The 12,103-nt window shown below is 41.1% G+C and carries 11 protein-coding genes; 7 read left to right on the top strand and 4 right to left on the bottom strand.

The genetic code is table 11. From position 1 onward, the window contains the following. Position 1 precedes the first annotated feature (1 nt). The 3 genes from CI960_RS08805 to CI960_RS23390 all read left to right on the top strand — a co-directional run bounded on the left by CI960_RS08805 (position 2) and on the right by CI960_RS23390 (position 2,972). Positions 2 to 1,015, top strand: a complete 1,014-nt coding sequence (locus CI960_RS08805) for an ABC transporter ATP-binding protein (protein WP_005857094.1) — start codon at positions 2 to 4, stop codon at positions 1,013 to 1,015. A 488-nt stretch (positions 1,016 to 1,503) separates the two neighbouring features. Further along, positions 1,504 to 2,406 carry an AraC family transcriptional regulator gene (locus CI960_RS08810; RefSeq protein ID WP_005857092.1) on the top strand — a complete coding sequence of 301 codons (903 nt, stop codon included), beginning with the start codon at positions 1,504 to 1,506 and terminating at the stop codon, positions 2,404 to 2,406. A gap of 398 nt (positions 2,407 to 2,804) precedes the next feature. Continuing rightward, the gene (locus CI960_RS23390) at positions 2,805 to 2,972 is read left to right on the top strand and encodes a hypothetical protein (RefSeq protein WP_182001065.1); all 168 of its coding nucleotides are present in this window, start codon (positions 2,805 to 2,807) and stop codon (positions 2,970 to 2,972) included. A 147-nt stretch (positions 2,973 to 3,119) separates the two neighbouring features. Here the strand turns inward: CI960_RS23390 and CI960_RS08815 are convergent, their stop codons facing one another. Both CI960_RS08815 and CI960_RS08820 read right to left on the bottom strand, forming a co-directional pair. Further along, positions 3,120 to 4,088 (bottom strand): tyrosine-type recombinase/integrase, encoded by a 969-nt coding sequence (locus CI960_RS08815; RefSeq protein WP_005857088.1) that lies wholly within the window; start codon positions 4,086 to 4,088, stop codon positions 3,120 to 3,122. Positions 4,089 to 4,193: 105 nt separating this feature from the next. Further along, positions 4,194 to 7,430, bottom strand: coding sequence for an FAD-dependent oxidoreductase (locus CI960_RS08820; RefSeq protein WP_005857086.1), 3,237 nt, complete (start codon positions 7,428 to 7,430; stop codon positions 4,194 to 4,196). Positions 7,431 to 8,351: 921 nt separating this feature from the next. Between CI960_RS08820 and CI960_RS08835 the strand changes: the two genes are divergently transcribed. The 3 genes from CI960_RS08835 (at position 8,352) to CI960_RS08845 (ending at position 9,654) form a co-directional block, all read left to right on the top strand. After that, on the top strand, positions 8,352 to 8,660 hold the full coding sequence (locus CI960_RS08835) for a hypothetical protein (protein ID WP_005857081.1): 309 nt from the start codon (positions 8,352 to 8,354) through the stop codon (positions 8,658 to 8,660). Positions 8,661 to 8,950: 290 nt separating this feature from the next. Continuing rightward, positions 8,951 to 9,430 (top strand): DUF2975 domain-containing protein, encoded by a 480-nt coding sequence (locus tag CI960_RS08840; RefSeq protein ID WP_010183028.1) that lies wholly within the window; start codon positions 8,951 to 8,953, stop codon positions 9,428 to 9,430. 2 nt (positions 9,431 to 9,432) lie between these two features. After that, positions 9,433 to 9,654 (top strand): helix-turn-helix transcriptional regulator, encoded by a 222-nt coding sequence (locus tag CI960_RS08845; protein ID WP_005862373.1) that lies wholly within the window; start codon positions 9,433 to 9,435, stop codon positions 9,652 to 9,654. A 356-nt stretch (positions 9,655 to 10,010) separates the two neighbouring features. On the opposite strand, the gene CI960_RS08850 is transcribed toward CI960_RS08845, so the two are convergent. Together CI960_RS08850 and CI960_RS08860 are read right to left on the bottom strand one after the other, a co-directional pair. After that, positions 10,011 to 10,361: a DUF1622 domain-containing protein gene (locus tag CI960_RS08850; RefSeq protein ID WP_005857075.1), complete on the bottom strand. Its 351-nt coding sequence runs from the start codon at positions 10,359 to 10,361 to the stop codon at positions 10,011 to 10,013. 449 nt (positions 10,362 to 10,810) lie between these two features. After that, positions 10,811 to 11,044: a YecH family metal-binding protein gene (locus CI960_RS08860; RefSeq protein WP_005857071.1), complete on the bottom strand. Its 234-nt coding sequence runs from the start codon at positions 11,042 to 11,044 to the stop codon at positions 10,811 to 10,813. 165 nt (positions 11,045 to 11,209) lie between these two features. Between CI960_RS08860 and CI960_RS08865 the strand changes: the two genes are divergently transcribed. Continuing rightward, positions 11,210 to 12,091, top strand: coding sequence for a DUF3078 domain-containing protein (locus CI960_RS08865; protein WP_005857069.1), 882 nt, complete (start codon positions 11,210 to 11,212; stop codon positions 12,089 to 12,091). Positions 12,092 to 12,103: the final 12 nt, after the last annotated feature.

Genomic DNA, 12,103 nt, shown 5'->3' on the forward strand with positions numbered 1-12,103 from the left:
GATGAAACAAGATACGATTCATATTAACGGACTTTCGATCGGTTACCATTCTAAGAGTAGTACAAAGCTGGTAGCTAAAGGTATACACTCTACGATCTATAGTGGTGAATTAACCTGTTTGCTGGGTGCTAACGGGGTGGGGAAGTCTACTTTATTGCGCACGTTATCGGCTTTCCAACCTAAATTAGATGGGGAAATATTGGTCCTAGGAAAAGATATAGATACTTATTCCGATAAGGAATTGAGCACCACGATCGGTGTCGTGCTGACCGATAAATGTGAGATCCGGAATATGTTGGTACGGGAATTGGTCGGGATGGGACGTAGCCCGTATACCGGCTTCTGGGGTAAGTTGAGCAAGGATGATAAGCGGATCGTGGAAGAATCCATCGCCCTTGTCCGCATTGAGGAACTAGCATCCCGCATGGTCCATACCTTATCGGATGGAGAACGCCAGAAAGTGATGATCGCTAAGGCGCTCGCTCAGGAGACTCCGGTTATTTACTTGGATGAACCTACCGCATTCCTTGATTTCCCCAGCAAGGTAGAGATTATGCAATTACTCCATCATCTAACCCGGAAAACGAATAAGACGATATTTATGTCCACTCACGATTTGGAGCTGGCTCTTCAGATATCGGATAAGATCTGGTTAATGGACAAAGCGAATGGTATCTCTACCGGTACTCCCGAGGATTTGGCATTGAGTGGTCATCTAAGCAACTTTTTCGCCCGGAAAGGGATTGTTTTCGATAAGGATACCGGATTATTCCGTATAGATAATCAATTCTCTCGACAGATTCGCCTCGTTGGACATGGACAGAAATACGCTATGGTGCGTAAAGGGCTCCAGCGAAACGGAATTTTGGCGAATCGGGAAGTGGAATCGAATATTTGGATTGAGACTGGCGATTTAAAGACCACCCACTTTATCATCCATGAGACTTCCGGCGGTACCTATATCACCCAAACGATAGAAGAATTACTTGCCTATTTTGATACTGAAAAATCATAACTATGAAATTTTCAATTCATAACTATGTTTTTCTTCATTCATTGTTATGAATTTTTTCCATTTACATCCATTGTTTTAAAGTAAGCTAGCTTCGTCGACTTTCCTGTAATTGCTTGAAAGATACATACAACTTTAATTCCACCATTCCTGTCACTCCTACGGCTGTGTGGAGTACAGGTGTTGTATATACCAACACATCTTCTCGCTTTTCAATTTCAGTTTGATCAAATGGTCCGGGAACAGCCACCCCTAATACTTGTCTGCCTTTCGTAGGGAATGGCTACAGACAAGAAGAATAAGCTTCCCATACAGATAATTTTTCTTGTTCCCATATAATTATTATTTAAAAGTTTTTAGTTACAAAAATAGCGGTTATTTGGGGTGTAGACTGTATCAATTCCACAGATATAATAACCAATTTCATCGGACGGTGAGAAACGTATGAAAGAAAAGGTTATCTTTGCAATCGAAGCCAAATACAATTGAAGATGAATGAGATAAAGAGAATAGACACTGTGCAGCAATACAACGATTATTTCGGTATGGAAACGTTGCATCCGCTGGTTACGGTCATCGATGCGCGAGAGGCTAATCCGGTACATTTCTGTCCGAAACTCTATAATTTGTATGCTATCTTGATGAAAGACCCGGACTGTGGTACTCTCAAATATGGTCGTAGCATCTATGACTATCAGCAAGGCACGATGCTTTTTCTCGCTCCGGGGCAGGTCATGGGGTCTGACGATGACGGTCAGTTGCATCAACCCGGTGGATGGCTGCTCGCTTTTCATCCCGAACTGGTACGTAACACTCCGTTAGCCCAATTCATCAAAAACTATAGTTTCTTCTCCTATTCCGCCAATGAAGCACTCCACTTGTCTGAACAGGAAAGGCGAACCATTATTGACTGCATGTGCAAAATCAGAGAAGAATTGCTCCATCCCATAGACAAGCATACGAAATCACTGATTACAGACAATATAAAACTCCTACTTGATTATTGTGAGCGGTTCTATGACCGTCAATTCGAAACGCGGGAGAATGTGAATCTTGACATCTTAGCCCGATTTGAGCAAACGCTGGATGATTATCTTGCGTCCAATCTTCCCATAAGTAAAGGTACGCCCACCGTGCAGTATTGTGCCGACAAGCTTTGCCTGTCGGCTAACTATCTAAGCGACCTTCTGAAAAAGGAAACCGGTGTTTCTGCGTTGAAACATATCCAGCAGAAGATGCTCGATATAGCGAAAGAGCGTGTATTCGATGTCACCAAATCCATCAGCGAGATATCCTACGAATTGGGATTTCCATATCCGCAACATTTCAGCCGTTGGTTCAAGAAAATGGTTGGGGTTACACCTAATGAATATAGACAAAATCGAAACAATTAGACATTTAAACCACGGATCGTAATATTGCGATCACGGTTTAGTCAATCATAAAGGCACGGACATAACGGCAAGATGTCTGCGCCTTCGTATTTCCTAGTCCTTATCAATTCAACGTCATGTAACAATATGAAGTTTGCATGTATGGATCTTTACACGGTTCCCCCGTCGGGAATCGTGCTACCTCGTGCGTGCCGTTTCGGACAGTAAGTCCTAAATGTTAAATGAGTAGTGAGATGTAAAGAGACAAACGGTAAAATAAACGATAATGTAAAATGAATCGAAAAACAGAAGTGATTGAGAATAAAGAAGTATGGAGAAAAAAAATGTCTCTTTCTTACGCAGAAAGAGACAACTCTCAGAATGACGGATAAATAGTATAAATTCTATCTTGGGGTGACTTGGTGACCGATTACAATATCTATCAAGATTATCATTATAAGCTGACGGTGAATATCGCCGGCCCTAATAGTGCCGACCTCCGTATAACGATAACAAACGGCAATGTGGCTGCCTTTGATGATGTGGACAATGTCGAGAATACCGTTAATTTTGGTGAAGAGAAATAGTATCCATTCTAAGGGCTGTGCAGGAATGTCTTGACGAATCTACCCTTTGGCATTCCTGCATGAACTATCTTAAATAAATGAGAATAACTTAGAGGCAATCGAGGAAATGAGCTTCTTGCATTTCTTGCCGATTGTCTCTTAAAGCCATCACCTTATTTTTTTACTTCTTTGTCGGGTGGAAGAGCTGCGAACCAAATTGTTCAACATATTATCGGAGGCCCTGTCTATTTTAGATACTGATATCCGGCCAAGATAGATCTCGGTAGTCCGTAGGGACATATGTCCTAAGGATTGACTGATAATGCCGATTTCCGAATTCGCCTCCAGCATCATGGAAGCCCAGCTATGCCGCATCACATAGGTAGTGAATGGCTGTTCGAAGTGTAATTGCTCTCCCATTTTCTTTAAGTGGCGGTTCACTCTCCGAAGCGCGGACTGAGCCGTGACTTCTCCCTCTCCGCTGATTTTCTCGTGTAAGAAAGGGAATATCCACGGGTTATTGAAACGCCGATAAGAGAATATGATGTTCTTTATCTCGGGGGTGATCTTTACTTGCATCGCTACGCCAGTCTTGCTACGTACGTAGTGGATATAATCATCGTTTATATTGCTGTGTCGCAAATTAAAGACATCCACGAAGCACATACCTCTAGCGTAAAATAAGAAAAGAGCCAAGTGAAGGGCCGTACAGGCGTGTGGGTTTTTGGGCCGCTCAAGAGTCGCCAGATTTTGTAGGTCGAGGCTTGGCAAAGCCCTTTTCCGGGTGGGTGGGACCTTTATCTGCAGGCCGGAGAACGGGCTTTCTCTCGGAACATCCATTTGTTTATCTTGGGCGATCTTGTTGTACATTGTCTTTAGATTACGAATGTAGAAGTCCAAACTACCCGGTTTCAAGGGAGCCTGTTTCCCGTCTTCCCCTTGCATCAACCATAAAAGATAGTGATGAAGAAAATCGGTCGTTAAGTCGGCAAATGTAAACTCCATTACCCTCGGACCTAAAAAGGTGGATAATTTATTCCCAGCGTTTCTTCCTTTCCCCTCATCGATTTTACTATTGATCAATTCTTCTATACATTCCTGTAGCAAAGGGGAGTTGTCTGTTGTTTCTATATTCATATGATTACTATTTATGGATATAGAATAACAAAAATAGAAAAGATTGGTTTTATCAAAACCTCCCCTTACCAATTGTGGTAGAGGAGGTTTTGTTTTATTTATAGTTTATTTGAAAGCTTTCTCACTAATTCCGTCTCCATCGAGCCTCAATCGCTCCATATAATCCGGAACGGTACGGCCTAACGCTTTATCTACGTATAGTTTAGCCAAGTATTGAGCGAGCATGAAGCCGTGACCTTGCAAACCGACGAATAGTCCGTTATCCGGATCGATAATGTAGCGAGGCTCTACATAATAACCGGACCATGTGGCTTGTACGGGTACTGTGGCTAACGATGGAATCCAATCGCAGAACACCTCGGAGATGATCTCCATGAAACGACGGGTATTAAACTTCAACTCATCAAAGTTGCTGATCTCCGCTTTAGCGTCGACAGCGGGGGAGGCGCAAGCGATAATCTGTCCGGTCTCGGCGAATTGCTGACCGTAGACAGCGGAGAAGTCGTTACGTTTCCGGCGGTCTATCAACATATCGAGGATATCCCCGTTTTTACCCAGATTCGGTAGGCGATGGGTAATCAACGCTTGGTGCTTGACCGGATAGAGGCCGGTGTAAAGACCTAGCATGCGGGCGAAACGCTCGGCGCTATAACCGAGGGCGTTCACGAAATGATCGCATTCGTATTCGATGTATCGCTTATCATGCGTATATAATAAGACGTGATATTTTCCACCGTTTTTGTGTACTTCCACTAGGTGTGTGTCTTCCCAAACCTCACCTTGCCGCTCTTTGCCTTTGTTTCGTATAAAGTCTATCACACGCCCCGGGGTAGCTTGCCAACAATGCTGGGAGATTTGTGCGGCGAAATAGGTGTTTTGATTCGTGTTGAAGTAGGGGGACACCTCTTTCTGGAAGTCTTTCTTGTCGATCAAATAAGCGTTGGACCAACCGCAGGAACGTTCCAGATCATTGTAGGTAGCCTCGTCGTGGGCGAACGTGATATAGCGTATCTCACAGTAATGGATATCGTATTCTTTTTGTGTCTCCTCAAATATCGTTTGGTTATTACGGGCGATCTCCGCTAATTCGGGGATCGAGAACGCTGGACGGCCACCACCGATATTGCGCCATGATGATCCTCGATCCGCATTAATAAGCACGGTCTTTTTACCGGCTTCCGCAAAATAACGGAACAATGCGCTACCACCTATACCTCCGCCGGCGATTAAGACTTCCGTCTTACGAACCTGCTTTCCAGAATCTACTTTATAGGTATCCGCTATCTGACGCTGTGGATACATTTCCCCTAGGACGAAGCGGGTAGATAGGGGAGCACGGGGGGTAGCGTCGCCTACCAGTTCGATACCTTTTTCCCTTAGTTTCATGCGTAGGCGGGGTATGCAGCGTTTTCCACGGCATGGCCCCATTCCTAGGCGGGTGATATGTTTTACCTCGTCGACGGAGATATATTTACGATCCCCAATGGCGGAAAGTAGCTCGTCCAAAGATACGTCCTCGCAATGGCAAACATAGGTCTCCGACTCACACTCCGGTTCTTGCTTGAAGTCGATCTCCTCCGGATAGTTTTCTTTTACGATGAATCCTGTGATATTCAATAAGGCATCGTTTTCCATTCCTGCCGCTTTCACACGGGCCACGTTTGTTTTTGTCGGCATCTTTAATACTTTCTCAATGATACCTTCGCCTTGTTTCTTCCCGTTATCATCGACGAGCCACACCTCGGCACCTACTTCCACCTCGTATTCTACCGGTAAGAATAAGTTTTGCTTCCGGGTATCGTAGCCGAAAATAGCCAGCCCCGGACAATGGGATACGCATTGCATACAGCCGGTACATTTTTCGTAATTGATCTCGGGCGTTACGCTGGTGGAGCTTTTGGTGATCGCCTTTTGAGGACAAGCGAAAGAGCAAGGGTTACAAGCGAAACCGTATAGGCAATCCAAGCGAACGAAAGGGCGTTGGGCTTGACGCTCGGGAGTGGGCCTTGGGGACTCTTCCTTGATGCGGATCGGATGTTGCTGGGAGTCGATGTATTCCTTAGATATTTGTAAGTAATCGTTGTAGTTGAAACGTACGCCTAGCTCTTGGGCGATCTCATAAGCAGCTTGCTTTCCTCTTAGTACGGCGGTAGTACCTTCTCCGATCCGTACGGCATCACCTACGCCGGCACAACGTTTTCCAAATGTATATTGGCCTTTGGTTAGCAATTGGTTGTCGGGAATCAATCCTGTACATATATTAATAACATCAATACCATCGATCACTTTCTCTGTTCCCGGGATTGGCTTGAAGTTCTCGCATTCGCAGACAACTGCGCCAGTGATACCTGTCCGATCCAGGTCTGGAATGGCTTTCAAAAGCATATGAGAGGTATAAATAGGTATGCCAAGGCGGCGAATTCGATTCGCTTGTACCGGAAATCCACCTTCATGGGGCATCGCCTCTAAAATAGCCTTGACTTTCGCTCCGGCTTGCATCAATTGGTAGGACGTTAGGTAACCTATATTACCGGCGCCTACTGTCAATATGTTTTTGCCGAGTAACGTGAATTCAGCGTTCATCATTTTCTGTACGACTGCCGCTGTATAAACTCCGGGCACATCATCATTCTCGAAGGTCGGCATAAAAGGAACCGCACCGGTAGCGACTATCAAGGCTTGAGCTTCTACATAGAAATTTTTATGGTTAAGCATGTCTTTTACGGCGATACGCTTATTTTGTAGGATATCCCAGACCGTAGAATGTAAGAAAATACCAGAGTGGTCGTCTCCGGCTAAAGTTTTCGCGATATCGAAACCACGCATACCCCCAAAGCGCCGCTCTTTCTCGAAAAAGAAAAATGCATGGGTTTGCATCAAGAATTGACCACCGATCTTATCATTGCTATCAATTACGATGCTGTTCAAGCCTAGTTCTTTTAAGGTTTCCCTACAAGCTAATCCAGCGGGGCCGGCACCAATGATGGCCACATCTGTTCGATAGATCTCTACCGGTTCTTCTCTGGGTTCTATTTGGGAATCTGTCGTATAATTCTGTACTGTTATTTCCGATACTTCCTTTACATTGTCTACTTTCGTAATACAGATACGCTTTACTTCTCCGTCTACCAGCATTTCGCAGGCGCCACATTTACCGATACCGCAATTCAGCGAACGATTGCGGCCATTTACGCTATGACTGTGTACTGGATAGCCGGCCTGATGTAAGGCGGCGGCGATGGTAAAACCCTTCATTCCCGTTACGGGTTTGCCATTGAATAAAAAAGTGTGTTCTCCCTCTTGTGGAATTGTTAAAATAGGATGATTAACGATTCTTTCCATAATTGCTATTGATTTAATTGGGCTAAAATTACGGATATAATTGGATAAATGTCCTAATTTTACTTGAAATCTATTCATGAAAAAGCGATTATCCCTAAAGATTTAGGAGTAATCGCCGTGTTTTACTTGAAATTTGTCGTTTTGAGTAACCGCTCCACCAACCATAGCGTCGGAAGCGCTTTCATTTAATGTTAATTCTAGTGCGCTAACGATAGGAACCGTTAGAAAAGTGTTCCTCATCCGCTTCCGCATTCATCCGGAAGGCAAAAAGCATTATCATAAACAATAATATAGAAAATAACTTCTTAATCATGCCTCAAACCGATCAATCATCATTTTTATCTTTGTTTGTAAAACAATTTGCAGCTTGAAATGTTTTATATTCAAACAGTCGATAAAAAGAAAAGCTCTCAGACTAAAAGAAATTACTGGTGAACCTTTTCAAACAATCTTCTGTTATACTATAAAATGACTCAGAAGTCACCTTGATAGTAGTCATCGTATAATAATTTGTTAGTAGTATTTGTTTTTTCATATAAGTAGAGTTTGTTATTTGTTTGGTCCGCATGTAGCTGTGAAGCTGGATGCGGATTTTTATTTGTTTCCGCATGGAATCTGGCTTTCAATAGAATTTAGATGGCTAAATATATCGTTTTTGTCTAACTCTGTTTGCTCAAAAACAGATAATTTGTTTCACAAATGTTTTACAAGGGTTATGGCAATGAATTGGGACTTTTGGGGCATAATTACCCAAAAATGTCCCATAAAATCCCGTAATATCCCAATTCATATGTTAATGCTAAAATATAAGATGTTGTGTGTCATGACTATCTGTAGATAGGCGAAATTTGGCATATCCGTTGTTCTATATCTATTGATTACGTTAATATGAATAGATTGTTTAATTAAAAATCAAGAGTCATGAAAAAGGTATTAGTTGCAGTAGTATTGATGATGGGTATCGGTAGTTTCAGCGCATTTGCCGCAGAGATAAGTGTTGATTCAGTGGTAATCGCTTGTGAGGTTAATCAAGATGACTTTGTTAAGGTCGAGGTAAAGGATCTTCCGGGAGTAGTTACGCAATCCATAGAGAAATCTTATCCGGATTCAGTGATCCAAGAGGTATATGTTGCGGAAAAGACTGAAGGGAAACTCTTTAAGGTGATTTTGGTAATCGAGGGCAAGGAGGCTATCGCTATCTTTAATGAAAAGGGAGAAGAGATGAAGTAGTTATTAATGAATAGGATAATCCAAGATAGAAATAAACTCTATATTTGTCCCAATAACCGTATGCAATGAGCGTCTACCACTTTTTAGGTAGGCGTTCTTTTTTTCTTCTATTCCCATTCTCCCTTCCAAATGGGAGATCATTGTACTTCGACACTACACTGGCGATTCAAGTCCAGATTTTTTAATTAGCTTGAGAAAGAGACTGTTTTTTGAATTTCGGTATTTATTTATTGATTATCAATAAATATTTGTTACATTTGCAACGTCGTTTAAAATTAACATCATACGTCATGAAAAGAATTTCAACAGCATTTCTTCAAACAGTTATTGTTCTTATCGGTATTGTGGCACTTATTATTTTGATTTGGTTTCCCTTAACTGAGGGACGAGCCACACACCTAGATTTATTTAGTACTTACGCTGATCCATTTATCTTATATGGATATGGAGCGTCAATGGCTTTTTTTGTTGCGTTGTACAATGCTTTTAGGTTGCTCGGTTATATTGGGCAAAATAAAGTATTTTCAACAAACTCTGTAAAGAATTTAAAGAACATAAAGCATTGTGCGATCTTACTAAGTATTTTAATCGTGGTGGCAGGACTATTTATAAGGTTGACCCATAATACAGAAGATGACCCCGCAGGTTTTCTTGCCATTTGTATCGTAACTACTTTTGTCGCTATCGTAGTTGCGACAGCCGTGGCTGTATTTGAAAAATTATTGCAAAATGCGATAGATATGAAATCAGAGAATGACTTAACAGTTTAATTATGCCTATTATTGTAAACTTAGATGTAATGATGGCAAAGCGGAAGATTTCTTTGAACGAACTTTCTGAAAGAGTTGGTTTGACATTATCTAACCTTTCTATCTTAAAAACGGGAAAGGCGAAAGCAATTCGTTTTAGTACCCTAGAGGCAATTTGTAGAGCATTAGACTGTCAGCCAAGCGACATTTTGGAATATGTAAATGATGAGAAAAAAACAACATAAGGAATCAACACTTTGATGCGGTTCAGTCTGCTTATTAGTATAATACAACTTTATGTAGTGCCTAACTCTTGTAAGAGTTTGTTATTTTGGATCCGCATGTAGCAGTGACGCTGGATGCGGATTTTTATTTTCTGTTTTATTTTGGCTATTGAAATTCATCAAAAGCATAAACATTATGACCTTTAATCTGGTTGTAATAATATAAGGTATTAGTTTAAGGCAATATATCCACTTCCGCTTCACCTGTGAAGGCCGAGCGGTTTGGTTTTCTAACTTTACTTCATGGCGTTTAAATCCTGTTCATGCAAGACTTAAGCGCCATTTTTCTGTACTTTCCCTTGAAAACTTTATGGGATCTACTCGGTATCTTTATTTTCAGTTTCTAGTTCCTTGATCTCTTTATTCAGAAAGACAGACAGAACTGTTCTCAGCACGACTATTCCACCTAAAATGGCCAATTCATTAAGTGTTGGCTCCAATACTGTTTTTAAGATATCTGACGCTATCAAAAATTCTAGTCCGAGAAGTAAGTATGTACCGAATACAGCTCTTAGTTTTCTTATGTTAGTAATGGAATAATTACCAGTAAGTCGCTTAAGCTCATTTCTGAAAAATGAGATGACTCCGATTAATGCACCATAGGTGACAATCAGAAGGCTTGTCACACTTATTATTGTCGCTAAGGTATTTAAAAAACCAGTAAGCATAAATAGACCATTTTATAACCATAACATAAAAGGCCTATAGAATGTTTGTTGGAAGGCCCGCAGGTATGGTAGGTTTTCGGACTCACACTTTTACCCGTATAGGATCAATCATGGATAAAAAACAACCTGATAATACAAAACTTGTAATAAGATGAGTGTTCTTAAAGTGAGTAATTATCTTTTAGGAAAAATGGATTATTTGTCACGTATAAAAAGTGATAATTCAAGTAAGATACTAAAGTATATAGAGTCTTTTGTCTGGATGATAAATCATGCGGGTAACCGTAGGCTAAGTTATGTCTCTGATAAAGATTATGAATTGATGCAAAAATTATTTGCGATTATTTATAGGAATAGTATTGTCCATTGAGTAGAATCGAAAGTCTTTTTTAACTTTAGGCTAAATCAAAAGAATTTAGCCTAAAGTCATTGATAGTGTCGTAGAATCTTTAATGATTACAAACCTTTGTAATATCTACCGTGAAACCATTTTCGATAGGCATGAATTTCCCCTTTTGTTTCAGAAATACGATTAACTCATCCGCATCCATATTTTCCGCCGAACAAGTATAGAAACGCTGATCCTCACCAAAAGTCTTAACGATCGCTTCTTTTAAAGAAGCTTCTGAATAACTATTACCCTCCATCATATGAAGGACTTCGTGTGCATGTAACTGTTCCATAAATCAAATTACTTAATTATCGGATACAAAAATAAGGGGTTTATCCATATAAAGGTGTAACAAATGTGACATCCTTTCAACTTTAGGCTTTTCTAAACAAAAATTAATCAAACCTGTTTAAATGATAGGACGTCTTATTTTTTAATAACTAAAATATATCACAATATGAAACGTATATTCTTCATGACATTGTTTGTCGCATTAACGACAATCACATATGGTCAAACGGATGATAAAGGATATGAGGAAGGCAAATGGGTACTGAAAGGTGTGACAGGTTTGAACTTGTCGCAAACGGCGATGTCGAATTGGTCGGCTGGCGGTGAGAACTCTGTTGCCGGAAATGCGTATCTGAATGGGGCATTAACACATAAAACCGGTGACTGGTTATGGGTAACCAATCTCGCTCTCGATTACGGATTATCAAAGACTAAATCGCAGGGAATGAGGAAAAGTACCGATAATATAACCCTGTCTACCCAATTAGGATATTCCACCAATAATGTATGGTATTATACGTTGATGGGAGATTTAAACACCCAGTTTGCCAAAGGATATAATTATCCGGATAAGACACATTATATATCGAACTTCTTTGCGCCGGCGTATTCGAATATCTCCGTAGGTATGGAATATCGTCCCAAAAGCAATTACTCGGTTTATCTTTCTCCGGCTTCCACGAAGATGACTTTCGTGGAGGATGATTACCTTTCTGAGTTAGGAGCTTTCGGGGTCGATCCGGGAGATCGCTTCAGAATGGAATGGGGAGCTTACCTGAAAGCTCGTGCGGAATTAACCGTGATGGAAAACGTGAACTTGATTACGACTGCGGACTTTTTCACTCCTTATAGCGATCAATTCGGAAATATCGATGTCAATTGGGATGTATTGATAAGCATGAAGATTAATAAATTCCTGTCCGCTACACTCAATACGACGCTTAAATATGATAACGACGTGAAAACTTTTGAGGATAATGGAGAGAAACGGGGGGCGAAGGTCCAGTTCAAGGAAATATTAGGCATAGGTGTCGCCTATAATTTTTAAGTGGCATTTACT

The sequence above is a fragment of the Parabacteroides sp. CT06 genome, assembly GCF_002257605.1.
Taxonomy (GTDB): domain Bacteria; phylum Bacteroidota; class Bacteroidia; order Bacteroidales; family Tannerellaceae; genus Parabacteroides; species Parabacteroides distasonis.